The 25022-nt window shown below is 38.1% G+C and carries 21 protein-coding genes; 9 read left to right on the top strand and 12 right to left on the bottom strand.

What is annotated here, in order from left to right:
• Positions 1-279: 279 nt before the first annotated feature.
• Positions 280-1272, bottom strand: coding sequence for an acetyl-CoA carboxylase, carboxyltransferase subunit beta (gene accD / locus DSM106972_RS40075; protein ID WP_127085928.1), 993 nt, complete (start codon positions 1270-1272; stop codon positions 280-282).
• Between the two features lie 100 nt (positions 1273-1372).
• Between accD and DSM106972_RS51785 the strand changes: the two genes are divergently transcribed.
• The gene (locus DSM106972_RS51785; protein ID WP_158632954.1) at positions 1373-1519 is read left to right on the top strand and encodes a hypothetical protein; all 147 of its coding nucleotides are present in this window, start codon (positions 1373-1375) and stop codon (positions 1517-1519) included.
• A gap of 44 nt (positions 1520-1563) precedes the next feature.
• Here the strand turns inward: DSM106972_RS51785 and DSM106972_RS40080 are convergent, their stop codons facing one another.
• The 3 genes from DSM106972_RS40080 to leuB form a co-directional block, all read right to left on the bottom strand.
• Complete coding sequence (locus tag DSM106972_RS40080) at positions 1564-2373, bottom strand: prepilin peptidase (protein ID WP_127085929.1); 810 nt, start codon at positions 2371-2373, stop codon at positions 1564-1566.
• 111 nt (positions 2374-2484) lie between these two features.
• Entirely contained in the window at positions 2485-2745 is a 261-nt protein-coding gene (locus tag DSM106972_RS40085; protein ID WP_019489681.1) for a hypothetical protein, read from the bottom strand.
• Positions 2746-2841: 96 nt separating this feature from the next.
• Positions 2842-3927: a 3-isopropylmalate dehydrogenase gene (gene leuB, locus DSM106972_RS40090; RefSeq protein ID WP_127085930.1), complete on the bottom strand. Its 1086-nt coding sequence runs from the start codon at positions 3925-3927 to the stop codon at positions 2842-2844.
• Between the two features lie 187 nt (positions 3928-4114).
• Here leuB and DSM106972_RS51790 point away from each other — a divergent pair, with 187 nt between their 5' ends.
• Positions 4115-4264, top strand: a complete 150-nt coding sequence (locus DSM106972_RS51790) for a hypothetical protein (RefSeq protein ID WP_158632955.1) — start codon at positions 4115-4117, stop codon at positions 4262-4264.
• A gap of 42 nt (positions 4265-4306) precedes the next feature.
• Here DSM106972_RS51790 and DSM106972_RS40095 read toward each other — a convergent pair whose 3' ends face one another.
• Positions 4307-4879 (bottom strand): hypothetical protein, encoded by a 573-nt coding sequence (locus tag DSM106972_RS40095; protein WP_127085931.1) that lies wholly within the window; start codon positions 4877-4879, stop codon positions 4307-4309.
• Between the two features lie 224 nt (positions 4880-5103).
• Here DSM106972_RS40095 and DSM106972_RS40100 point away from each other — a divergent pair, with 224 nt between their 5' ends.
• The 3 genes from DSM106972_RS40100 to DSM106972_RS40110 all read left to right on the top strand — a co-directional run bounded on the left by DSM106972_RS40100 (position 5104) and on the right by DSM106972_RS40110 (position 9958).
• On the top strand, positions 5104-6054 hold the full coding sequence (locus DSM106972_RS40100; protein WP_127085932.1) for an ABC transporter ATP-binding protein: 951 nt from the start codon (positions 5104-5106) through the stop codon (positions 6052-6054).
• Positions 6055-6085: 31 nt separating this feature from the next.
• Positions 6086-7996 carry an ABC transporter permease gene (locus DSM106972_RS40105; RefSeq protein ID WP_127085933.1) on the top strand — a complete coding sequence of 637 codons (1911 nt, stop codon included), beginning with the start codon at positions 6086-6088 and terminating at the stop codon, positions 7994-7996.
• Positions 7997-8059: 63 nt separating this feature from the next.
• Positions 8060-9958, top strand: a complete 1899-nt coding sequence (locus tag DSM106972_RS40110; protein ID WP_127085934.1) for an ABC transporter permease — start codon at positions 8060-8062, stop codon at positions 9956-9958.
• Positions 9959-9964: 6 nt separating this feature from the next.
• Here the strand turns inward: DSM106972_RS40110 and DSM106972_RS40115 are convergent, their stop codons facing one another.
• Positions 9965-10855 carry a succinate--CoA ligase subunit alpha gene (locus tag DSM106972_RS40115; protein WP_127085935.1) on the bottom strand — a complete coding sequence of 297 codons (891 nt, stop codon included), beginning with the start codon at positions 10853-10855 and terminating at the stop codon, positions 9965-9967.
• A gap of 286 nt (positions 10856-11141) precedes the next feature.
• The gene (locus tag DSM106972_RS40120; protein WP_127085936.1) at positions 11142-12368 is read right to left on the bottom strand and encodes a succinate--CoA ligase subunit beta; all 1227 of its coding nucleotides are present in this window, start codon (positions 12366-12368) and stop codon (positions 11142-11144) included.
• Positions 12369-12941: 573 nt separating this feature from the next.
• Between DSM106972_RS40120 and DSM106972_RS40125 the strand changes: the two genes are divergently transcribed.
• The gene (locus DSM106972_RS40125) at positions 12942-14804 is read left to right on the top strand and encodes a hypothetical protein (RefSeq protein ID WP_127085937.1); all 1863 of its coding nucleotides are present in this window, start codon (positions 12942-12944) and stop codon (positions 14802-14804) included.
• Here DSM106972_RS40125 and DSM106972_RS40130 read toward each other — a convergent pair.
• Entirely contained in the window at positions 14793-15569 is a 777-nt protein-coding gene (locus DSM106972_RS40130) for an ABC transporter permease (RefSeq protein ID WP_127085938.1), read from the bottom strand. The two genes, DSM106972_RS40125 and DSM106972_RS40130, sit on opposite strands and share 12 nt — an antisense overlap.
• A gap of 185 nt (positions 15570-15754) precedes the next feature.
• Here DSM106972_RS40130 and DSM106972_RS40135 point away from each other — a divergent pair, with 185 nt between their 5' ends.
• Positions 15755-16927, top strand: a complete 1173-nt coding sequence (locus DSM106972_RS40135) for a DegT/DnrJ/EryC1/StrS family aminotransferase (RefSeq protein ID WP_127085939.1) — start codon at positions 15755-15757, stop codon at positions 16925-16927.
• Here the strand turns inward: DSM106972_RS40135 and DSM106972_RS40140 are convergent.
• Positions 16911-17672: a DUF561 domain-containing protein gene (locus DSM106972_RS40140; RefSeq protein ID WP_127085940.1), complete on the bottom strand. Its 762-nt coding sequence runs from the start codon at positions 17670-17672 to the stop codon at positions 16911-16913. The genes DSM106972_RS40135 and DSM106972_RS40140 overlap by 17 nt on opposite strands.
• A 269-nt stretch (positions 17673-17941) precedes the next feature.
• Between DSM106972_RS40140 and DSM106972_RS40145 the strand changes: the two genes are divergently transcribed.
• The gene (locus DSM106972_RS40145; RefSeq protein WP_127085941.1) at positions 17942-21430 is read left to right on the top strand and encodes a WD40 domain-containing protein; all 3489 of its coding nucleotides are present in this window, start codon (positions 17942-17944) and stop codon (positions 21428-21430) included.
• A 207-nt stretch (positions 21431-21637) separates the two neighbouring features.
• On the opposite strand, the gene DSM106972_RS40150 is transcribed toward DSM106972_RS40145, so the two are convergent.
• The 3 genes from DSM106972_RS40150 to DSM106972_RS40160 all read right to left on the bottom strand — a co-directional run bounded on the left by DSM106972_RS40150 (position 21638) and on the right by DSM106972_RS40160 (position 23420).
• A complete protein-coding gene (locus tag DSM106972_RS40150; RefSeq protein WP_127085942.1) occupies positions 21638-22279 on the bottom strand; it encodes a Uma2 family endonuclease in 642 nt (213 codons plus the stop codon).
• A gap of 157 nt (positions 22280-22436) precedes the next feature.
• Entirely contained in the window at positions 22437-23069 is a 633-nt protein-coding gene (locus tag DSM106972_RS40155) for a hypothetical protein (protein WP_127085943.1), read from the bottom strand.
• Positions 23070-23072: 3 nt separating this feature from the next.
• Positions 23073-23420, bottom strand: a complete 348-nt coding sequence (locus DSM106972_RS40160) for an STAS-like domain-containing protein (RefSeq protein ID WP_127085944.1) — start codon at positions 23418-23420, stop codon at positions 23073-23075.
• A gap of 302 nt (positions 23421-23722) precedes the next feature.
• On the opposite strand from DSM106972_RS40160, the gene DSM106972_RS54230 reads away from it, so the two are divergent.
• Positions 23723-24910: a PDDEXK nuclease domain-containing protein gene (locus DSM106972_RS54230; RefSeq protein ID WP_158632957.1), complete on the top strand. Its 1188-nt coding sequence runs from the start codon at positions 23723-23725 to the stop codon at positions 24908-24910.
• The last annotated feature ends 112 nt before the right edge of the window (positions 24911-25022 follow it).

The following is a 25022-nucleotide window of genomic DNA, read 5'->3' on the forward strand; positions in this document are numbered from 1 at the left end:
GTGGTTATGATTTCTATCTCTTTTTACTGGGGTTTGTTTCTTATATCCCCCAGTAAAACATTAGTAAGCGTTCAGAAGGCGCCGCTACATCTTTATCAGCAAAATTAATGTTATAAATAATACTGAACTATTTAAAATAACACATCCGTTACATCCGTTTACCATCCGTTGCCAATCTTCTTATTCTCTGTGACTCTGTGGTAAAAATAATTATTAGTACTGACTGCACAGGCAAGATGCCTGTGCCACAAGAGCAACAAGAGCCACAAGGATTTGTATTTATTCAGCGACAGTAGAACTTAGGCTTCGAGTATCCCACATTACAACGTTGTGATTGCTGTGTGTAACAGGCTGACTGTTAACGTGACTTAGGAGTATTGGTGATGAGGGTTGATGCAGAGCGATTAACTGTGCTAGGGTTTTCTTCATTTGGGTGCGGGGGACTATTTCGTCGATAAACCCGTGCTTGAGTAAATCTTCTGCCGTTTGGAAATCTTCGGGTAGTTTTTCTCGCAGGGTTTGCTCTATCACGCGCCGACCAGCAAAGCCTATTGTTGCTTTTGGTTCCGCTATTATTATATCTCCTAACATTGCGAAGCTTGCCGTTACTCCCCCTGTTGTTGGGTTTGTTAATACGGGTATATATAATAGTCGCTCGTCTTGATGACGTTGTAATGCTCCTGATATTTTTGCCATCTGCATTAGCGATAGCATTCCTTCTTGCATTCTGGCGCCACCTGATGTACACACAATTACCACAGCACAGCGTTTTTGTGTGGCGATTTCTATTAAACGAGTTAATTTTTCACCCACTACCGACCCCATACTGGCGCCAATAAAACGAAAGTCCATTACACCCAGTGCAACTGGTAAACCGTCTATTTCTCCTAAACCTGTTCTTACAGCATCAGTCAAACCTGTTTTTTGCTGCATTTCTCGCAAACGGTCAATATACGGTTTACGGTCACGAAACTGTAATGGGTCTGCTGGACGCAAATGCTCATCTAATGGTTTCCATGTATTCGCGTCTATTAATTGTCGAATACGTTCGTCGCTATCTACCCGGTTGTGATATCCACACTCGGTGCAAACCATTTGATTTGCCATTAAATCTTTTGTATAGCTTAATACTCCACATTTAGAACATTTGTGCCAGAGTCCATCAGCTATTTCACGCTCTTGACGTTCTGGTGTTGTTGACCCTGATTTTCGGCGGTTTGCAAACCAATCTAATAGAGATTTTAAACCGCGTGTTTCTTCGTTGTTTGCCATTTTTTTCTTATAGGTCGTGGGTAGTATGTCGTTATCAAAGTCATCTTGTTAGCAAGACAGACATTTTAACAGTATCTTTGGTTGCCAGCTTAACGAAAATATGTATACCAATTCAAGTATTTTGCTCGAATACCACCCCAGACTAGCAATATTCGTTGGTATGCATGTTGTAAATGCACAGCACGGCGCCTGTTCTGAAGAGGAATATTTAAGATACAAAATAATATTACCAAAATATGAAGAATAGTTGAGGTAATCAAATTGACAGTTGCGGTTTGAGGAAAAATGTGGTTAGGGAAATAATCGTAAATAGCTTGATATAATCATCTCGCCTCCCAACAGGGTAATCAGCGAACCCAAGGCTAGACATGGACCAAATGGCATTTTTTTTCCCCATTTTCTACTCGTAAGTACTACGCCACTTCCACCAGCTACTACACCAACTATACAGCTAATAAAAACCGCTAGTAGCAAATGTCTCCATCCTAACCAGGCGCCCATCATCGCAGCAAGTTTGGCATCTCCTCCACCCATTGCCTCTTTTTGAAATATTATCGAGCCAATAAAGGAAATAGCGTCAAAAAGCCATATTCCCAAAACTGCACCAAATATGGCGCCTATTAGATGGTTGATACCAGTAGAACTATTAGACTGCATAAAACCCAAAACCGTTTGGTACACAACCCCTAACACTAAACCAGATTTAGTTAATGGGTTTGGTAGAGTCATTGTATCGAAGTCAATTAACGATAAAGCGAGTAACCAACTACAAAAAATCCAATATCCTATAGTTTGGGGCGAATACTGAAATACCCAAAATACCAACAAAAACAACAACCCTGTAATAGTCTCAACCACAGGGTAACGCATCGAAATTTTACTCTTGCAGTAACGACAACGCCCTTTCAACCATAACCATCCCAACAAAGGAACATTGTCATAAGCTTTTAACTCATTCAAACAACGTGGACACCGTGATGGTGGATAAATAACCGATAACCCAGCAGGGAGACGGTAGACCACTACATTTATAAAACTGCCAATCGATGCACCCAAAGCGAAGACAATAAGACTTGCCGGGACTAACATCAAAACATCCATATATCATTTAAGCCATTTGTCCTTTGTCATTTGTACTTTGTACAAGTGTCATTTGTCACTTGTTATTTTTCTTTACTGAATGACAAATTCTTTGAATGCATGGAACAATGACTAATACATATACGATTCAATTTGACTTATAGGTACAAAGCACTCTTCTGGCAACAATACCGGATGCTGCGTAAAAATAACTTTACCTCGGTGGTTAGAACGATTAATCGCTACACCCGAAGCATGTCCTGTAATTTCAGGATGAACTTCGCAATATATATGATATATCTGTCCAGCGGCTCTAATGAGGGCAGGGTCAATCAAAGCTGGCTGGTTTCTATTATTCGTGTAATTATCGGGTTCTTGTTTTAAAGCGTACACTGCTTATACTAATTATTTGTGTTTAGGTTTACTTTTAGTTTATCCGAAAATTTAGGCGCCGAAACTTCCTAAATTTTCACAGATTGAACCAAACTATTATTCTTCCAAGGCTTGAATTAATGCGTCGCCTATTGCACGACAGCCTAATTGCTTCATACCCGGAGACATTATATCTCCTGTACGCAACCCCCGCTGTAAAATCAGCGACACACTTTTTTCAATATGGTCAGCGGCTGTGGGTTGATTTAAGCCGTATCGTAACATCATTGCAGCACTTAAGACCTGTGCTAAAGGATTAGCTTTGTCTTGTCCTGCAATATCAGGTGCAGAACCATGAACTGGCTCAAACACTCCTGGCCCGGTTGCACCCAGACTAGCAGATGGTAGCATACCTATACTGCCTGTCAACATGGCTGCCGCATCCGACAGGATATCACCAAACAAGTTACCTGTTACAATTGTGTCGAACTGAGATGGCGCCCGTAGAAGTTGCATCGCGGCATTATCTACATAAAGATGCGATAATTCTACCGAAGGATACTCTGCTGCGAGTTTAGTCATGCTTTCGCGCCATAGCTGTGACACATCCAAAACATTCGCTTTATCTACAGAACATAATTTACCACTACGTTTCTGTGCTGCTTCAAAAGCAACTCTGCCAATACGATTTATTTCCGACTCTGTATAAACCATCGTATTTACACCACGCTTTTCACCTGTCTCTGTGGCAAAAACTCCTCTAGGTTTACCAAAGTAAATACCTCCCGTCAACTCGCGCACCACCAGAATATCAACGCCTTCGACAACTTCTTTTTTTAACGTTGAAGCATCAATTAACTCAGGAATGATTTTTGCAGGTCGCAAATTAGCAAATAACTCTAAACCCGCGCGCAATGCTAACAAACCTCCTTCGGGACGTTGAGCAGGTGGTAATGAGTCCCATTTATAACCGCCAATAGCAGCAAGTAACACCGCATCACTATTACGACATTTTTCTAAACTTTCTTGTGGTAAAGGTTCCCCAGTTAGGTCAATCGCGGCGCCACCAATAGGCACCTCTTGAAAATGAAACTCAATATCAAACTTCTTTCCTACAACCTTGAGTACATCCACAGCAACGTTCATGATTTCGGGACCGATGCCATCGCCTGGTAGAAGGGTTATGCGGAATTGCTGTGTCATAAGGGTTATGGAAATATTTTATAGTGCCAATAAATTTAATATCATACAAAGAAAGTGCATTATCTTAGATGGAATATTTAATTTATCTTGTGGAATGGGCATCGCAAGCCCCGTTCCATAAGCTTAGGGCGGGCAAGGATGCCCACCCCACAAGAACTTCGCTCATAGAAGTTTGAACATCTTTTATTTGGAAGATACAAACGCAAAGGACGCAAAGGAAGAAATAAAAAAGTTACGTCAAGATTATACACGTGATAGATATAAAATATTAGGAAATCCTACGGTTGATGAGATTTTCTCACGTATTAAGAAGCGGCGCCAACAGGGAGAAATGTGAGGTAATGAGGGCTGAAGCCCTCACAACGAACATACTACAAATTTACGCGCTTCGATATGCTGTGATAAATGCTTTTACGCAATCTCCACAGTCACTTAGTGTTGTGTAATTTACACTCTCTCGTTCTTTGAATTTGGCGATTAATCTGGCGCCCAATAATTTGTTAATTTCTGCAAATTGATTTCTTGATACCGATTGTAAGGCTTTTTGTATAGCGGAGGGCGCCGAGGATGTTTCTAGTTGATTTGCTAGTTCTGTAACGCTGACACCTGATGCTGCTGCTAATACAAGCGGATGTGCGGTTGCACGTATTGTATCAATTCCATAAATAGTAAAAAGTGTTGACGTAAGCTTGATATGCGAGTAAAGCAATGCTGCTATTTCTGATGGTATTCCTGCTGTGTTAAAAAAATCACCACAATATTGTTCATCAATATTGTTTCGCAAGGTATAAACTGCTGACTCGCTAATAGCGTGTTTAGCCATTTTAGTTTTATTACCTTTCCAAGACAGGTCATTTACGAACAGTTGCCCCCACTCCCTACCATGCTCTATTGCTAGGGCAACCGTTTGTCCAATCACGTGCAACCTGATTCCAGAGATATCGAAAAGCATAAAATATTTGGTAATGAAACGATTTTTTAAAGCCTACAGTTCCATAGTTCCCATTTTTATTATCAAACTAACTACAGAATGTAATGCTTAAATGAATCTTTATTGTTTTGATAATACATATATAAAGTTTCAATGAATACAGTTACATTTTCCGTAACAGGTGTAACAAAGCCTGTAAATAGAAGCTAAGTTAGTATTTACTTACGTGGCTTTCTGGTATAGCTATGGTGACAGATTTATCAATACATACTATTGGTTTAACTAAGCAGTTTGACCGACACATTGCTGTTAACGAGATCGAATTGGAAATAGGCGCCGGGGAAGTCTATGGTTTAATTGGCCCGAATGGTGCTGGTAAAACCACCTTAATTAGAATGTTGGCAGCAGTTGAGGAACCAACACAAGGGGAAATTTATATTGATGGGAACCGACTGACACGCGACAGAAGTAACCCAACTCTTAAGCGTCGTTTAGGATATCTACCCGATGATTACCCTTTATACGATGAACTTACTGTTTGGGATTACTTAGAATATTTCGCCAGATTATATAAGTTACGCGAACCACGTCGCACTCAGCGGTTACATGAGGTGCTAGAACTGATTCAACTCGGAAATAAACGTAATAGTTTAATTTCTACGTTGTCGCGTGGGATGAAACAGCGCTTAAGTTTAGCACGCACTATTATTCATGAACCAATAGTGTTGCTACTCGATGAACCTGTTTCTGGACTAGACCCTATTGCACGATTGCAGTTTCGCGAAATTATTAAAGCACTGCAAGAAGCTGGGATGACGATATTAATTTCTTCACATGTTCTTAGTGATTTAGCTGAACTTTGCACATCTGTAGGAATTATGGAGTTGGGTTGTTTGGTAGAAAGCACATCGCTTACGGAACTTTACCAACGTCTGTCTCGTCAGCAAATAGAAATTTCTACTCTTGGAAAAATTGATGAGTTACTGGGGGAATTAAAAAATAACCCATTTGTACAAGAGTGGGAAGTTATGCCAACTAAAGACAAAGTACGGGTAAATTTTTCTGGTCAACAACAAGACTGTGCCAATTTGCTTCGTTCTTTGATTGACGCAAGAGTTCCTCTAACTAATTTTCATTGTACTCAAGAAGATTTAGAAACAATTTTCTTGAAAATGGGTCATAAGCAAGCTTCGTAACAATTCGCAATTTATTAAATTGAATAAATATATGCTTCAATTTCTTGAGAAAATCGGTGAATGGAACCCGCAATTTACTAGGGAAATAAAAGGGCGCCTTAAAATATTTCCAATTTTAGTTACCAGTGCAATATCTTTAATCGTTCAATCTGTTGTGTTTTTAGCTCAACTAGGTCAAATACCTGGTAAAGAATATCAGATGAGTGGACAGTATTGCGGTATTGGTAAGTCTTATCAAGAGCAAATTTCTGACCTGGGTCAAGTTCTTAGCAAGCTACAAAAGAATTTTTTTCATTACAGTAGCAAACAATATTTTGACGCTGAGAAACTAGAAAATATCCGAACACAATTACAAGAAGTAAAAAATACACGCGCTCATCTACAAGATATTTTGTATAAACAGCCATGTCCGCGCAGTCAAATTGATATGGCTGAATGGTGGCGCGACCATTGGGAGTACATGTTTCAGGCTTTAAGCGTGATTTTTATTTTCACACTACTAGTTGCAGGTACTTATTTACTAATTAATAATTTAGCACAAGAAGAACGTAAAGGCACACTCAATTTTATTCGCCTTAGTCCGCAGTCTGAGGTTAGCGTTTTAACTGGTAAAATACTAGGTGTACCAATTTTAGTTTACTTGTTTGTAGCGCTTGCGATTCCTTTTCATATTTTTTCAGGAAAGCTTGCTGGTATTGCTTTCAGTCATATTTTCAGTTATTACATTGTTTTAGTAGGCAGTTGTATTTTCTTTTATAGTGCAGCATGTCTGTTTAGCCTAGTCACACAATTTTTGGGTGGTTTTCAACCTTGGTTAGGTGCTGGTGCAGTTTTAATGTTTTTGACAATTGTTTTCTCAACTGCCCAGTATAGTAATAATCTGAATAATGGCGCCGCTTGGTTTAGAATGTTTACTCCAATAGATGCAACTAGTTATCTATTTCCTAACTTCTTTAGAAATTATTCCGAGAGATATTTTGACAAATATAAAGAAACACAGTTTTTCTATATTCCAATTGGCGCCAATATCGCTAGCTTTATTGGAATGCATTTAGCCAACTTCGGTCTTTGGACTTATGGAATTTGGCAAGGACTTCTACGACGTTTCCGCAACCCAAACACACCAGTAATTAGTAAATTACAAAGTTACTTCCTTGTGATTTTTATACAGGTGTTGTCATGGGGATTTACGCTACAAAACGTCAAAAATTTCTATCCGAATTCATCTTTTGGTAAGCCACGACCTTCTTACTATGACATAAATACTCAAATCTTACAAAACTTGCCAATATTCGCACTATTCAACTTTGCGCTAATGTTTGGTTTGATATTTATTCTCTCACACGAACGCCAAACAATTCAAGATTGGGCGCGTTATCGTTATAAAGGCACTTCTACCCGTAAAGGTTGGTGGCATAATTCTCTGCTTAGAGACTTAATCTTTGGTGAAAAAAGTCCAGCACTGCTTACATTTGCACTTTGCTCGCTCATCATAACTATTCCTATTACCATTTGGGTCATCCTCTCGGAACACCTTAATGTTCGTAATAACTATGCAATAGATTGGTTAATTGAAGATGTTGGTAGATTCAAAGCTATTCTAGGTATTGTCTTATTGGTTGTTTTATGGGGTATTGGCGCCACTGTTGCCCAACGAATGCTACTGTTAAAAACATCGAAACGTTATTTGTGGGCACTTGGCACCACTAGCGCGTTATTATTTGCACCAGCGATAATCTTATCAATACTTAATAATACAATTGCAAGAAACTCTGCTCTCTGGCTTTTTTCAAGTTACCCTTGGGCAGCTTTAGCAGAAACAAACTTACCAATTGTATTCATGGCACTATTTACAGAAGTCATGGTGCTAGGATTCTTAAATGTTCGTTTGGCTAAACAAATTAAGCTAGCCGGCGAATCTGCAACCCAAGCGTTAAAATAAAACCCTTTACATGTATGGAGACTGTTCATGTACAGTCTCTACATCTATTCACGAAATAAATATATGCTTCAATTTATTGAAAAACTTGGTGAATGGAATCCACAATTCACACGGGAAATAAAAGGACGGTTAAAACTCTTTCCAATTTTAGTTACCAGTGCAATATCTTTAGTTGTTCAAGCTGTGGTTTTCCTCGCTCAACTAGGTCAAATTCCAGGGTCAGCATATCGCATGACTGAAAAGTACTGCGGGATTGGAAGGTCTTATCAACAAGAGCTTTCTGACATTAGTGAAATTCTTCCCAAGCTGCAAAATAGCTTTTTCCTTTATAGTAGTAAAGAAAATTTTGACGCTATTAAACTAGAGCAAGTTAAAATACAATTAGAACAAGCTACAAATAGACGTATTACCTTAGAAAAGGTTTTATACGAACAACCATGCCCGCCTGGTCAAATTAATATGACAGAATGGTGGCACGAACATTTTCAGTATATTTTTCAAGCTTTGAGTGTGATTTTTATTATCACTTTACTTGTTGCAGGTACTTATTTACTCATAAATAATTTAGCGCAAGAAGAACGTCGAGGTACACTAAATTTTATTCGTCTTAGTCCGCAATCGGAATTTAGTATTTTAACTGGTAAAATGCTAGGTGTACCGATTTTAGTGTACTTGTCTGTTACGCTAGCTATTCCTTTTCATATTTTCTCTGGACAAGCAGCAGGTATTGCTTTTAATCATATTTTAAGCTATTACGCCGTTTTAGCTGGCAGTTGTATTTTCTTTTTTAGTGCAGCTTTTCTATTTAGCTTGACCACGCGCGCTTTAGGTGGTTTCCAACCTTGGTTAGGCGCCGGCTCCGTATTAATGTTTTTGACATTTTTGCTTTTAAGCACTTTGTACGGGTCATATCTTCGTAATGGCGCCGCTTGGTTTATAATGTTTAGCCCAGTTGATGCAACAAGCTATTTATTTCCTAACTTATTTAAAACTTACGACGGTATAGGCTGGAGTAAATACAAAGAAATACAATTTTTCTATATTCCAATAAGCACCAACTTAGTTAGCTTTCTTGGAATACATCTAGTAAACTACGGTCTTTGGACTTACGGAATTTGGCAAGGACTACAAAGACGTTTTCGCAACCCAAACACACCAGTAATTAGTAAACAACAAAGTTACTTCTTAGTAGCTTTCGTGCAAATCTTATTATGGGGATTCACACTACAACAATACGCCGAAAATCGTGGAAGTACGGCTGTGGATAATCCATACTATAATATTGATATTAATAGCCAAATTTTGTCTAACTTGCCAATATTTGCACTATTTAACTTTGTGCTACTATTTGGTTTAATATTCATTCTCTCGCAGGAACGTCAAACAATTCAAGATTGGGCACGTTATCGTCATAAAGGTCGTAGGGGTTGGTGGCATAATTCTCTGCTTAGGGATTTACTGTTTGGTGAAAAAAGCCCTGCAATACTCGCGTTTGCGCTCCATTTGTTGACTATGAGTATTCCTTTTGCTATTTGGATTTTTCTCTCAAAACAACTTTATACTCGTAAGAACGTCTCAATAGACTGGCTATTTCAAGATAACAGTAGATTAAAATTTGCCCTAGGTATCGCACTATTAGCAGTATTATGGGCTATTGGCGCCACTGTTGCTCAAAGAATGCTGTTGTTGAAAACATCAAAACGATATTTGTGGGCATGTGGTACAACAAGCGCTTTATTATTTGCACCAGCATTAATATTATCAATACTCAATAATACATCTGATAAGCGCTCTTTTCTCTGGCTTTTCTCAATTCACCCTTGGGAAGCTTTACCAACAACAAGCTTACCAATTGTATTTATGGCACTGTTTACCGAGGTAATGGTGTTAGGATTCTTAAATATTCGCATGGTAAAAAAAATTATATCACTGCACAGGCAGGATGCCTGTGCTACGGATTAATACAGGTTAATGAGTGATTTTTGTGACTTTTTTGAGTAGCTCTGGTATTTGAGATGGACGTTCGGCAATTGGAATTTCAGCTTCGGTAAATGCTGCTAGTTTATTTTTCGCTGTGCCAAAGTCGGAGTCACGTCCAATAACTGCTGCTAATGTTCCTGTTTGGCGCCAGTGTTTACCGCGCGGCGCCTCTTTTCCTGCTATATAACCTATAACAGGTGTATCTATAACTTCAGCAATGTAACGCGCTGCTGCTTCTTCACTACCTCCACCAGGTTGACCAACTAGCACTATTGCTTCGGTTGCTTCGTCTTCGTCAAGAATTTGTAACCACTGCATAAACGACGAACCAACTATTGCGTCGCTACCAATGCTTACACTTATAGATTGACCGACACCAGCTTGCGTTAATTCTCTCGCGATTTCATAAGTAAGAGTTGTGCTTCGACTCAATATCGCTACTGAACCTGGAGTATAAAATTCACTAGGTTGTGTACCTAAGAGAATTTTCCCTGGAACGATAATACCAGGACTATTTGGTCCAATTATTAAAGTTTCTGTGGCTTCTGCTGTACGCAATAACTGCACCATGTCCAAAGGTGGAACCCCAGGTGAAATTATCACGATTTGACGAATACCTGATGCAATCGCTTCTAACGCTGCATCCAAAACTTCGTAAGGATATACATTTAAAATCGTTGTGTCTATTATTCCATATTGCTCAGTAGCTTCTTCAACTAAATCAAATATCGGCAAATCGTGTAACGTATTACCACCACATCCAGGATTCACCCCAGCAATTAAATTGGTGCCATACGCTTTCATTTGCGCGATTTGCATTGGCGATATGAATTCACAAAAGCCTTGAATTATAACTTTGCTATTAGGCGTTAAGTTCATAAAATACGTAGTAAATTTTCCACTCAGCACGTAGTCATAACTGAGATGTGACACTTTATAAAGTGTCCTGTTTATTTGATTGTTATTCAATTTTGTGCTTAGTTTTTACTGAACACTCACTTTTGCCGAATCATATTATTGATATCTAGAAATTGCCTATAAAGACAATTGACCTATAAATAAATCATAAACTTTTTTCGGATTTGTTTTAAAATTGAATTAGATATTGTCAATACCTCCCGTTACATCTGCTGGATAATATAATTTCTACTTGGTTGGCAAGTTTTTACTTTTTATACACGAGAGGTTGAGTAAGGCGCACTGCTTCACTTACTGCCTCATCTAAGTTTTCTGTCATTACTATAGACATATCGCTTTCGTGTTTTAACGCTGTTAGCTCTTTTTTGGCGCCATCTAAGTCTGAACCAGCGAGTCTCACAACCAAACGTGGGAAGTTAGTATCACGTTTGTGTTTATGACCGTTGCGCGTACCGTTTAATTTATGCTCGCTGTTATAGTGATGCACAAATTCAGTGATAACTTCTGCAATTTCAATCGCTTGAGGTATACTGCCCAAAAGATTAATTAGAATCACCTGAATACTTTTGTCAGCGCTCATGATGCTCAAAGCTTTTTCTAAACGAGTTTTAAATGTCGTTGGAGAAGTATCAAGGGGAGATGCATGACGCAAGTTCAGACAAAAGCCGGGTTTTCCACCTGCTAAAGTAACTAAGTCCATCGTGGTTAATACCGAACCGGCGCCATTACCCATAATACCGATTTTACCGTGCAGTTCCAATCCCTCCCATTCTTTAAAATCTTGATTTTTACCATTGCCGTTATACCGATTATGCATTTTAGTTGCCATTAGGGCAATGTCAGGATGACGCGAGATTGCACGCTCATTGACACTAATGCTACCGTTCAACGCCATCGCTTCACCTTGCGAATTTATACCAAGTGGATTAATTTCAACTAAATCTAAATCTTTCTCGATTAGTAAATAGTACATTTTTTCAATAACACTGCTAACAGTTTGCATTCGCTTTCCCTGCAATCCCATTTTCAACGCTAACCGTCGAGCATAAAACGGTGAAAATTCATGCTCGACAACGACGTGCTGCATCTTATCTCCATACGAGTCCAAATCTATATCTGGTTCTTGACAACCCAGTAAAATTGGACGACAAACGGCTGTATCAATTACAACAGCTAAATATAACTCCTGTTCAGCGTCATATTTTGCTTCTGCTAGCAGCACTTCTGGTAGTTCACCCATTATTGGTAAATTAAAGATATTTTGAGCTGCTGCTATTGCGTCAATTGTTGTCTCTACAAACCTAACTCCACCAACTTTTAACCTTGCTCCCCCACTGACTTGCGACTTTAGAACAATTGGGTAAGGTATTTTTAACCTCTTTAAGTCTGTTGGATGGTCTATTCGCTGTGATGGCAGTACTGGAATGCCAATCTGCCCGAACCATTCTTTAACCTGATACTCTAGTAAATCCATACCACGCACCTTTGAAATACCACTTCACGCTTGTTGGAGTTGCCGTCAAATTTTTAAGTTGCTGCATCCCCAAAGCAAAAGTCGGCTTTTAATTAACTATAATTTCTTTCTCCATCATTAATTCTATCCAATTCGGTTGATGCGGTAAATAACATGCGATTTAAATTTACTTACATACATCAAAATTGGCATTCAATTTCAGTAAAACCGCTTACGTAATACATAACAGGCATTTTTTTTAACAATTCAATTAGTATTTTTACAATGTATATCTTTTCTAAATGCTCAAGTATTTACATATGTAAAATTGGCATAGAAATATGGCAGGTTTAGTATAGTAAGAAACCCGGTTTCTAGTATAAGTGATTCATATTCCAACAATATAGTAGTTACATTTGTAACCAATTTATAAGTTTTTGTCATCTGCTTAACTATCTTTAGATAGATGAAATATGTGACAAAGAGTCATATTAATATTCTACGATTGTAAATTTATTGCTTTATTAGCGTTTTTTCTAAATCTGTGCTAGAACATTTGGCTGGTTGTATAGGAAAATAATAACTGGTCAAACTGTGTCTTTGTTAACAAACCCCAGCCTGTCATCGCCAATGAAATCAGCAGCACAGCAGGAAGACTTAGATTTTCTATCGTCCATTTTGGAAGAAAGCTTGCTCGAAATTAGTCAGCGCAATACCTTTGAAGTTAAGTGTGTTGTTAAAGACCAGCTAATGGTTTTAATACAGCACCCTAAAACTATCACCGTCGATACCGAGCATGTTTTTGCAGTCGTAGCAAAAACCCTCCAATCAGATACCGCATATCAAACGCAAGAAATACAGATGTTTGTGCGTCATACTGGAATCAAGCTCCCGTATGCTCAGAAAACGCTGTATATTGTCCCAAATATCTCAATTAATAGCGAGCAAGCTTCAAATCCATCAGATTTGTCAGATTATGATGTTTTTTCAGATTTTGTTCTTCCCGAACTCAATCAAGAACCTTTACCTCAGTCATCATTATCCTCTGAAGGAATGTTTGACTCTTCTGCTTCACTGTTGACTATAAATGCATCAGTTGTTGAAGAAGAAAAATTTGACCCGTTTGAGTCGGCGCCTCCCAACAATCAAACTAAAAAAAGCCAGCGCAGCTTCAAGCCATTATTAATTGGAGCATGTGTTCTAGCTGTTACAACAATATTCGGCGCCAGTGGTTACTTTCTAATGAGTCCCTGTATATTATCTACATGTAAAGAATTACAAACGGCAAAGCAATTACAAAATTCATTTCCCCAATTAGCTAACAACGTTAAAACCGAAGAAGATTTATTAAAGCTGCAACAACAGTTAGATGTAACAATTGCATCATTACAAAGAATACCTGGTTGGTCGCCAAATCACCAGGATGCTGTACAAGCGGCAACTGCTTTATCGAGCGAGTCGCAACAAATTAAACTGTTGACACAAGCTTTGCAATTAGGCGCCACAGCTTTGCGTTCTTCACAAAGCACGAGCAATGATATTAACGAGTTACAAGCACGTTCAAAATTATGGCGCTCTTCTATTGCCCCATTAGAAGCAATTCGTACAGATAGTAAATTTTACGGATTTGCTCAGTCAAAATTATCACTATTTCGTAGCGGTTTACAGTCGGTTAATGTTCAAACATTAGCTCAAAGCAGATGGCAGAAAAAAGTAAACGATGCTCAAGCAGCAGCAAAAGTGGCACGTGAGCGCGAAACAAACGCAAAATCACTCCTAGATTTACAACGCGCACTCACAACTTGGCAAATAGTCGTCAATGCCTTAATTGCAGTACCTCAAACCAGTCCAGCTTATGCCGAAGCACGGACACTTTTGAACGATTACCAACCAAGACTATTAACACTTCGCGACCGCGTTTCAAAACAAGAACAAGCGGCAACAAGTTTAGCCCAAGCAGTAGCTACCGCAAAACAAGCTGAACAATACGAACAGCAAAACCAGTGGCAATCAGCAACTGTTCGCTGGCAACAAGCAATAAACACAATTAAGCAAATTCCACCTGAGAGTCCACTGTATAATCAAGCACAACCTTTATTACAAGCGTATGCAGTAGCATTTGAACAAGCTCAAACTAAATTACAAACAATGATGGTGACTGGTGCGACAGCTAGTACAACTTCAACTCGTGCTGATTTAGAAAAAACTTGTAAAGGTAGCGTTCAGATTTGTAATTTCACTGTCGATGAGAGATTTATAACAGTTCGCATTACCCCAGAATATGAAAAAACTTTAGAAAGTAACGCTCCCCAAGATGTCCAGAGTGTTCAAAAGCATCTAGAAACTTTACAAAAAGCACTAGAAGTAATTGGTGATAATGCCAATACAGCAGTCTTGGTCTTTGACGCACAAGGACAGCAAATTTTTACCCATATTCCGCGACAATCACCGAATTAATTGTGCGTGTTCGTTGAAAAACTGCCGTGATAGTCCACGTGTGATTAATATTGTCGTTACTAGGTTGGCAAAGGCAATCATAAATAAAACCACAATTTGATATGAAATTGCTTCGTCAGCTTTGACACCAGCAAGTAACTGTCCTGTGAAAAAACTAGGTATTGTTACCATACCTACTAACGTCATTTGGTTGATAGTAGGTATTATTCCCGCACGTATTGCCTCTTTACGATATTGTGCTACTGCTTGAGTCGGTGTGGCGCCTAAACTTAAGTGGGTTTCAATTTCTAAGTGACTTGAATCTATGGTTTTAACTAATCTTTCCCCCGCTATCGCTGCTGCATTCATGGCGCCTGCTATCACCATCAGCGCTAAAGGTATCACATAACGTGGCTCAAACCAACGTTGAGGCTGAATTATTAAATAATTTGTATAAATAATAGATACTGAAGTACTAATAAACATTGCTCCCCACACCAATGGTAAAACAAGGGGAATTTTTTGACTAATACGATTTCTTGTAATAATTGCCGCAATCGTGATTATTACTGCTAAAATCGCCAAAACTGCAATTACATTATCAACGGCGAAGATAAAATCTAGTACATATCCCAAAACCATCAGTTGAAGGATAGTTCTCCCTGTTGCCATAAGCAACTTAATCTCAATTCCTAGTTTTTCCCAAGCTGACAACCCAATGGTTATAGCCATTAGTGCGACGGCAATACCTAAATCTGTAAAATCTAACTTGATGATTTCTGGCATAAGCAAGAGTGGGAACTTTGATTGTAACGATTTATTCTTGATGGATATCTATATATATATGTACATTTATCGCTAATGATAATGTAATAAATTGACCAATAGGTAAAAATGCTTAAGAAACCAGGTTTTAACAATAAACCCAGTTTCTCGTCCAAATTATACTTCCATAAACCTTCATACAAACTATGATACAGAGTGTAAAATCTGTTCCTGCATTTGACAATAAACAACAATACGCTGTAATTGAGGCAGAAGTTAGTGCTGCTGTCCTCGAAGTTTTATCATCAGGACGTTATATTGGTGGACCCGTTATTGATGGGTTTGAGCAAGCGTTTGCTGCATACCACGGTGTATCTAACTGTATAGCGTGTAATTCTGGTACTGATGCTCTTTATTTAGCTTTGCGTGCGTTGGATATTGGTGCAGGTGATGAAGTCATTACCACTGCGTTTACTTTTATCGCTACTTCTGAAGTTATTAGTGCTGTTGGCGCCAAACCTGTATTTGTCGATATAGATGCGAATACATATAATCTCAATTTACAACAAGTAGAAGCCGCAATTACTCCCAATACAAAAGCAATTATTCCTGTACATTTGTTCGGTCAACCTGTAGATATGACTGGGTTGATGGAAATTGCTTCTTCTCATAAAATCGTAGTAATTGAAGATTGCGCTCAATCAACGGGAGCGACTTGGAACGAGCAAAAAGTTGGTAGCATTGGACATATAGGCGCCTTTAGCTTCTATCCCACAAAAAATTTAGGTGGTTGTGGTGATGGAGGAGCAATAACGACAAATGACCCCGAAATTGCCCAAAGAATGCGAGTCATTAAAAATCACGGACAAACAAATCAATATTATTACAACGAAGTTGGTGTAAATAGCCGTTTGGATAGTATTCAAGCGGTTATTCTGCAAATTAAGCTCAAATATTTAGATGATTGGAATACTAAAAGAAAAACTATAGCATCTCGTTATCATCAGTTTCTTTCTAAAGTACCTGGTATTATTATTCCCCAAGAACTGCCAGGTGGCGCCAGCGTTTGGAACCAATATACTATTCGGATTCTCGACAATCAACGTGAGATAGTGCGTAAAAAGCTACAAGACATGGGAGTAAATACAATGATTTACTATCCCATGCCTTTGCACTTACAACCTGTATATAAAGATTTAGGGTATAAAGAGGGACAATTACCCGTTTGTGAGCAACTAAGTAAGGAAGTCACATCATTACCGATGTTTCCCGAACTTTCATCTGAACAACAAGACCAAGTAATTTACTCAATAAAAGAAGTAATGAGCTTAAACTCAACACTCAGAACTCAGCACTCAGCATTTAATACTCAGGACTAAAGCTGTGAGCGGAAGTGCTAGTCGTTGCTAGCGCTTCTACAATACCGCGTATAGCAGCAATCATGGCGATTTCGCTGTTAAGTTGATTAATAGCAGAACCAACACCAACACCTGCGGCGCCTGCTGCTGTAGCAAGTGGTGCGGTAACATTAGAAATACCAGAAGCGCAGAGTACAGGTATAGCAACCGCGCGTGAAATTTCATAAGCTGCGGCTAATGTTGGAGCAGCTTTTTCGATTAAACCAACTGTACCACCATGTACTGGCTTAGTATTGATGCCACCTTCGGTTTGAATAATATCAGCACCTGCTTGTACAAGTTCTTCTGCAAGCTGAACTTGTTTGTCGAGCGTCAGAATATGTGGAACTGTTACCGATAGAGTAACTTCAGGAAGCAACTCACGAGTTTGGTATGTTAGTGCCAATACTTCTTCTGCTTCAAATCTTCGTCCTTGAGCATAAAACGCATCAAAGTTACCGATTTCGATTAAATCTGCACCTGCTGCTACTGCTTTTCTGAACTTTTCTGGTTCAACAGCAGATACGCAAACAGGTAATTTTGTCAATCTTTTAGCTAATTTTACCAGTTCTGGGTCAGCGGCGATGTCAACAAAAGTGGCGCCACCGAGTTCCGCAGCTCTTACAACCGCAGCGACATTATCCTTGTCGAAATTATTCAAACCGCTAATAACTTTTAAAGCGCGGCGAATAGTACACGCACGTTGAAGAGTAGAATGCATCGTCATGGTTCTTGTGTATAGCAATTAAGTAAAACTATTGTCACATTATAGGTAACTATTCGCTAGTGGCTTTAGGTATAATGCAATATTTCCCATTTGGAATAAGTGTACTGCTTTTATCTACACCTAGAGAATGGTTGATATTTGAAATTCTGAATAAATCAAGTTTCTTAATTTTCGTATTGTGCTGTGCATGACATCAAACTTAGGGTAGATGTAAAATTAAGGGCGCAGCTTGAGCAAAGTTTAAAAATTGGGATAGCATTCCTCTACTTATGCCTGAAATCAGCAGTGTAGCTAGTACCATTGCCTTTTTTGGTACAATAATCGGCATTTTTGCAGCTTCGTTTCAAGTGTTAGACCAAATTGAAAAACGACGCGATAAATGGTTTCAAAAACTACAAAATAATAATTCAAAGTCTGATATAGACTTACATCCGGCTCAAATCTCAAATATAGTACAAAACATCGAGTGCCGTGTCGATTGGGGCGAAGCTGTTGATGTTTCAGTTTTTTATGGACGCACGCAGGAACTCGCTACTCTAGAAGAATGGATAATTAATGATAATTGTCGTTTGATAGCGCTGTTGGGGATGGGGGGTATAGGTAAAACCTCACTTTCGGTGAAATTAGCGCAAAAAATTGTTTCTTCAAAAACTTTTGAGTTTGTAATTTGGCGTAGTTTGGGTAATGCTCCACCATTGCCAGATATATTAGCAGAATTAATAAGATTTGTTTCTTTAGAGCAAGAAACAAACTTACCACTTGACATTGGCGCCCTTATTACGCTGCTTAAAAAATATTTACGTGCGTCGCGTTGTTTTTTAATTCTCGATAATTTTGAATCTATATTGACAGAAGGTGATAAAGCCGGAGAATATCGGGAGGGGTATGAGGACTATGGTATACTTCTTAAACGTGTTGGTGAAGAACTTCATAACAGTTGTTTAATTATTACTAGTAGAGAAAAACCTAGAGAAGTTGCAGCGAGTGAAGGTGAAACGCTTCCAGTTCGGTCATTACAGTTAAGCGGTTTACCTGCGTCAGATTCTGGAGTAATTTTTCAAGAGAAGGGAATTAGTGGAACTCAAGACGAACAAATTCGACTTGTAGATTCTTATCAAGGTAATCCTTTAGCGCTCAAAATTATTTCTACTACAATTAAAGATATATTTCAGGGTAGCATTTCCGAGTTTTTAGCACAAGAGTCGATAGTATTTGGCACAATTAGAACTTTGCTCGAAACCCAATTTAATCGTTTATCTGACTTAGAAAAAGAAGTCATGTATTGGTTAGCGATTAATCGTGAACCTGTAACGATGCTGGAATTACTTGATGATATTATTACACTTGAAAAGGCGCCGAAGCTAATTGAAACCCTTGAATCATTAATGCAACGTTCTCTAATTGAAAAAGCTAGAGATGCAACATCCGACGCTTCCACATTTACACTTCAAAATGTGGTTATGGAGTATATCACAGATAGATTTATCGAGCAAATAATTACTGAAATAAATCAGGGAGAATTTGAGTTATTTAATACTCATGCGATTATTAAAGCAACTACGAGTGATTATATTCGTTCTTCCCAAATTCGCTTAATTCTCAATCCAATACTTTATGCACTCAGTTCCGAAATTAAACGTGGTAGTGATTTATTAGAGATATTGCGTAATCAACCAGAAATTAAATCAGGATATGCAACGGGCAATATTATTAATTTATTAGTTAATCTAAAAATAAATCTAAATGGATATGATTTTTCGGAACTAGTAATAAAACAAGCGTACTTGCAGGGTGTAAATTTACGCTCGTGTAATTTTAGTAATTCTAGTTTTGATAAATGTATTTTTACTCAACCATTTGGTAGTATTCAATCAGTTGCATTTAGTCCTAATGGTCAACTTGCCGCAAGCGATACAAATGGGCAAATTATATTATGGCAAGTCGCAGATAGTAAACATTTTCTGAGCTTGAAAGCACATTTAAGCTGGGTTTGGTCGGTTGGTTTTAGCTGTGATGGTAGTATATTTGCCAGTGGTAGCTCTGACCATACTATCTGTTTGTGGCGCCTCTCGGATGGTCAGCTAATTAAAACTTTACAAGGACACACAAGTGAGGTAAGGTCGGTTACTTTTAGCTGCGATGGTACTATTATTGCAAGTGGTAGTTCTGACCATACTATACGTATTTGGAATATAAACACAGCTCAAACCCTAAAAATTTTGCGTGGACATACCAATGTAGTTAGTGCAGTTGCGTTTAGTCCAGATGGAGAAACTATTGTTAGTGGTAGTTATGACCAAACTATACGGTTATGGGATGTAGTTACAGGTAAATGTATAAAAGTTATATACGGACATACTAACCAAATACGCTCAGTAGCATTTTCACCTGATGGTACTATTATTGCAAGTGGTAGCTATGACCGCACAATTCGTATATGGAGTACACAGACAGGAGAATGTCTAAGTATTTTGCAAGGACACTCTAGTCAAGTGCGTACAGTTGCTTTTAGTCACGATGGACTTTTACTTGCGAGTGCGGGTAGAGATTTAACTATTAAACTATGGTTTATCTTATATAACGAATATTCCATCGAAACACAATTAATTTCCTCTCTTGCAGGACACACTCAGTCGATTGAATCAGTAGCTTTTAGCCCTGATGATAAAATGTTAGTGAGTGGAAGTTTTGACCAAACGGTAAGACTATGGGATGTAGACAACGAAAAATGTCTAAAGACACTTCAGGGATATGCAAATTCCATCTGGTCAGTAGCTTTTAGTCAAGACGGTCAAATTCTTGCTACTGCCAGCGATGATTTTGCTGTGAGATTTTGGAGTGTTGCGACTGGTGAACTTTTACGTACCTTCAATAAACATACAAACCGGGTTTGGTCTGTTGCTTTTAGTCCTTCTGGGCAAATCGTTGCTAGTGGTAGTGACGATAAAACGATTCGACTTTGGGAAGTTAATACAGGTGAACTCCTCAAAACTATAATTGTACATACATATCATATTCGGTCACTTGAATTTAGTCCCGATGGAAAAATGCTTGCAAGTACAGGCGCCGATGAAACAATATGTATATGGGACGTTGCTTCATGTAAATGTTTAAGAATATTACATCAACATTTACGACGTGTAGAATCAGTAGCTTTTAGTAGTGATGGAAAAATTTTAGCTAGTGGTAGTAGTGACAGCACTATAAAATTATGGGTTCCAGAAACAGGGGAGTGTGTGCAAACCTTACAAGGACATACAGCAGAAGTAAATTCAGTGATATTTAGTCCAAATGGTAAAACTCTTGCAAGTGCCAGCAATGACGGAACATTAAAATTATGGTCTACAAATAAAGGGGAATGTATTAAAACTTTACGAGGTCATGCTTATGCAGTTCAGTCGGTTGTGTTTAGTCCCGATGGTAAATATTTAATTAGTGCTGGAACCGATGAAACAATCAAGTTATGGAATATTAGAACAGGCGAATGCGTTAAAACTTTAGAGGGACATATTGGTGTAATATGGTCTGTGGCAATTAATCAATTAGGCGCCATAATTGCCAGTGGTAGTCAAGATGAGACAATTAAACTTTGGGATATCAACACAGGTGAATGTCTAAACACCCTTAGAGCAAAACGTCCCTACGAAGAAATGAATATAACCGGAGTCAAAGGACTAACTGAAGCTACCATTTCTACTTTACTAGCTTTAGGCGCCGTAGAACTGGCAACGGATACAACGGATGTAACGGATGTATAAGTCATACATATTATCATATAATGTCATACTGAACGCAGTGAACTATCTAATTTTCAAAATGTCATACTGAACGCAGTGAACTATCTAATTATTATTTTGATGGTAAATAAAATTACCACAGAGCCACGGAGTACACAGAAGAGTTGAAGAGATTTAAAATGGCGCCACTGTTTTGATGCGTTACATCGAAATCAACTATATACTTTATCAGTTCATATGTTCTTGTATCCAACGGCGAAACGCTTTAAGTGTTGCATTCCTACCAGCAGTCTTACTTTGCTTAAAGTACTGAGGAATAATATCAGTTAAAGGTAGGTTTGGAAAATTCAAGCTTTGCTGAGATTCGACGTAAGAACCTGCTTGTAGTAAATTAATTTGCAGTATACCTTTTTCAAAGCGCCAAAGTTCAGGGACTTTTAAGGCTTCGTAAATACTTGGGTGAGTTCGTGAAGTGACATCAATTTCTAATGCTAAGTCTGGTGGAGGGTCTTTTTGTAAATCAAGTCTTGCTTTACCACGAATCAAAATTTCGTTTTGAATATAAAAGCATTGGTCAGGTTCTATACCTTGAGCCATTGCCTGATTTTTAAATGTTGTAGAGCCAAGACTTATAAATTCAATATCTAATTCTTCTAAAAGCGCTTTGACTAAATCACTAATAATTTCTTTACTAAATTCATGTTCCGGCAACGGTGCCATAATTTCCAGTACTCCCTTATCATAGGCAATTCGCGTTGCCCGATGTTCTCCTAGCTCATCTAAAATTGTCTCAAATTCTTCCCATGTAACATCACGCAACAATACACGTTGTCCAGGTGGAACGTTGATACGTTTAATGTTTAAGAGCATGACTGTTACTCCTAGTTGTTGAGCTTACAGTATAGCGTGTTCAACTGGGCGCCTCGTTGCCATAATTACGTCATATTATAAATTAAAAAGCTGTAAATCTGGGTTGTTGGCGCCAATAGCACAAAACTGAAGTACTAGCTAGTAACGAATATATTTTTTAAACTCGTACCTGTAACTTTGATTGTCTTGCAGCTTCTTCAATGATATATCGCCTGCTTGTAAAAACTTGGATACCCGGAACCACGGCGTAATCAATGTCATCAGTAATTACTTTTATATTTCCGGCGCCTGCTTGACTAATTGCTTCAAGTATTAATAAATCATATCCATCAAGAGCCTGAGTTTTAAATCTATTTAAGGCAGCATCAGTTGTTTCATCGTTAACGTTCAGATTTACAGGAACAGCAAAATCTTTGACTTGCTCCCAACATTTCTCAACTTCTGCAACAACATTTAGTCGTTCTTCTGGGTAGTTATGACGGTATTCTTTTGATGTAATACTAGGATGAGATTGCCTATAGATTTTATACTCATTTTTCTCAATAATATGGGCAAGCTCTGCTAGAGTTAACCCTGAATAAGTTAAAGTTGCTCCATTTATTACAGCTTCTGTAAGATAGTTAGGGTAATCAGTTAATTTATAACTATCTCCGCTTCTAATAGTAGAAGCAGCATTTTGATATCCTTGCCAAAACCATACATTAGTATCAACGATGAAAATATCTTCCTTTCGCGGAATATCGCTTTGGATATCAATAATGTCTGCTTGAATATTAAGATTTACTGCCATAAATTATAATGCCGATGCCATTTCTGACATAACGGTATCAACTGCATTACGATATTGCTCATCATAATAATAACGTTCAGCGTTTTTTATAAGATGAGTGAGAAGTTTTTGATGACGTTCTGATAATCCTGTAAATTCCACAAGTTGATCAAATTTTTTACGTGTGATATCTTTCAAAATCCGAGTGATCGCTAAGTTAAAAAATAATGACGTAACAATTTTTACACCCGTAAAATCCAAGCTGATATTTTTCTCTGCTAGCAATTCAGGATAGACTATATCATACAACTTTTGTGCTGTAGATACTGTAGTTGCATATTCTGCAACAATATCATAAACTTTGATTTCCATGTGAATTTACCCCTAAACGCAATTCTTTTTTATACCAGCACTTCTGGTGTAACGCAATTTGCTTTTATTCTAACACAGTAATTTGAGTATAGCTAAAGTAATTGTATAAGTAATTAAAAAGATAATCAATTTCAAAATATGTAATTTATTTGGATTTTAACAATTCAAACGACAGTTTTTTACAACTTGTATAATACGGTGATGCTGCCACGTTTAAAATGTGAATTTTTTATATAAAGTTTATACCCAAATGTTTATATATATGTTTTACTATTTATAACCATTGGTGCAGAAGTATTATTGTGAACTACGAAGAACTTATTAGTGATATTAGTAACATTAACAACACAAGTTTAGCGACAGTTGCGCGCGCGGTTAATAAGATTTTGACTATTCGTAATTGGTTTATAGGCGCCTACATTTTTGAGTATGAGCAAAATGGAGTTGATAGGGCAGCGTATGGCACACAGTTGCTTCAAAGGCTTGCCAATGACTTAAAACGTAGAAAAATTGAAGGTTTATCTGAGCGTAATTTAAAGAATTTTCGCCAGTTCGCGCTGGCTTATCCTGCTTTGGCAAAAAATGAAAATATATCTACTTTTTTACCAGTGCTTGGTATATCAGGAAACGCTCTTCAAATTCGGCAGGCAGTGTCTGCCGAATTTCAAAACGCCGACCAGGACATATTTCCAGCCCTTTTTGCTCGTGAATTACAGAAACCTTCATTTTCGTGGCAAGATAGCAATTATTACTTGCGCTTGTTCTCTACATTATCATGGTCACACTTATTGGAATTAACTCGTATAGACGACAAAACTAAACAGGCTTTTTATGAGTCAGAATGTATAAAAAGCAACTGGACAATAAGAGAATTCAAACGTCAAATGGACAGTATGCTTTATGAGCGGGTAGGGTTATCGAAGGATAAAGAAGCTGTTTTGGCACTGAAGAGTGAAGAGCAGATTATCCAGAGTCCTGAAACTCTTTTGCGTGACCCGTATATTTTAGAGTTTTTGAGGTTAGAGGAGCGAGCAAGTTATTCAGAGTCTGACCTGGAAAAAGCTTTAATTAGCCATTTGCAAGATTTTATGCGCGAGTTAGGGCGAGATTTTTGCTTTGTTGACCGTCAATTTAGAGTTACTGTTGGGGGAGAACATTATTTTCTTGACCTGTTATTCTACCATCGTTCTTTGCAATGCCTGATTGCTATCGATTTAAAACTAGGAAAGTTTAAACATGATTATGCTGGGCAAATGAACTTTTATCTGAATTATTTGAAAGAGAATGTCGCATATCCTCACGAAAATCCCCCTGTTGGGATTCTTCTTTGTGCAGAAAAGGATGCGGAAGCTGTCCATTATGCAACGGCAGGACTTGATAATCAATTGTTTGTGTCGCGTTATATGGTGGCGCTTCCTTCTGAAGAGATGCTCAAACAGTGGTTGATAGATGAGCAAGATAGACTAAAGCAAAAGTTTGATATTACTTAAAAAGAAGAAAGTTAAGACTCTCTTGTGGGCTGGGTCTCTGTGGTAAGATTAAAAGCTTTTTTACCACAGAGTACACATTTAGTAGTGTGAAAATTTTAGAGATGCTTCGTTC

Source organism: Dulcicalothrix desertica PCC 7102 (assembly GCF_003991905.1).
In the GTDB taxonomy this organism is placed as follows: domain Bacteria; phylum Cyanobacteriota; class Cyanobacteriia; order Cyanobacteriales; family Nostocaceae; genus Dulcicalothrix; species Dulcicalothrix desertica.

What these genes read in the sequence shown, in the direction of transcription:
- DSM106972_RS51785 (WP_158632954.1), top strand. Translation starts at nt 1,373, where the DNA reads ATGTATACCAATTCAAGTATTTTGCTCGAATACCACCCCAGACTAGCA.
- DSM106972_RS40150 (WP_127085942.1), bottom strand. Translation starts at nt 22,279, where the DNA reads ATGCTCTTAAACATTAAACGTATCAACGTTCCACCTGGACAACGTGTA.
- DSM106972_RS40115 (WP_127085935.1), bottom strand. Translation starts at nt 10,855, where the DNA reads ATGAACTTAACGCCTAATAGCAAAGTTATAATTCAAGGCTTTTGTGAA.
- DSM106972_RS40145 (WP_127085941.1), top strand. Translation starts at nt 17,942, where the DNA reads ATGCCTGAAATCAGCAGTGTAGCTAGTACCATTGCCTTTTTTGGTACA.
- DSM106972_RS40120 (WP_127085936.1), bottom strand. Translation starts at nt 12,368, where the DNA reads ATGGATTTACTAGAGTATCAGGTTAAAGAATGGTTCGGGCAGATTGGC.
- DSM106972_RS40140 (WP_127085940.1), bottom strand. Translation starts at nt 17,672, where the DNA reads ATGACGATGCATTCTACTCTTCAACGTGCGTGTACTATTCGCCGCGCT.
- DSM106972_RS40110 (WP_127085934.1), top strand. Translation starts at nt 8,060, where the DNA reads ATGCTTCAATTTATTGAAAAACTTGGTGAATGGAATCCACAATTCACA.
- DSM106972_RS40160 (WP_127085944.1), bottom strand. Translation starts at nt 23,420, where the DNA reads ATGGAAATCAAAGTTTATGATATTGTTGCAGAATATGCAACTACAGTA.
- DSM106972_RS40105 (WP_127085933.1), top strand. Translation starts at nt 6,086, where the DNA reads ATGCTTCAATTTCTTGAGAAAATCGGTGAATGGAACCCGCAATTTACT.
- DSM106972_RS40080 (WP_127085929.1), bottom strand. Translation starts at nt 2,373, where the DNA reads ATGGATGTTTTGATGTTAGTCCCGGCAAGTCTTATTGTCTTCGCTTTG.
- DSM106972_RS40095 (WP_127085931.1), bottom strand. Translation starts at nt 4,879, where the DNA reads ATGCTTTTCGATATCTCTGGAATCAGGTTGCACGTGATTGGACAAACG.
- DSM106972_RS40100 (WP_127085932.1), top strand. Translation starts at nt 5,104, where the DNA reads ATGGTGACAGATTTATCAATACATACTATTGGTTTAACTAAGCAGTTT.
- DSM106972_RS40130 (WP_127085938.1), bottom strand. Translation starts at nt 15,569, where the DNA reads ATGCCAGAAATCATCAAGTTAGATTTTACAGATTTAGGTATTGCCGTC.
- leuB (WP_127085930.1), bottom strand. Translation starts at nt 3,927, where the DNA reads ATGACACAGCAATTCCGCATAACCCTTCTACCAGGCGATGGCATCGGT.
- DSM106972_RS40155 (WP_127085943.1), bottom strand. Translation starts at nt 23,069, where the DNA reads ATGGCAGTAAATCTTAATATTCAAGCAGACATTATTGATATCCAAAGC.
- DSM106972_RS40135 (WP_127085939.1), top strand. Translation starts at nt 15,755, where the DNA reads ATGATACAGAGTGTAAAATCTGTTCCTGCATTTGACAATAAACAACAA.
- accD (WP_127085928.1), bottom strand. Translation starts at nt 1,272, where the DNA reads ATGGCAAACAACGAAGAAACACGCGGTTTAAAATCTCTATTAGATTGG.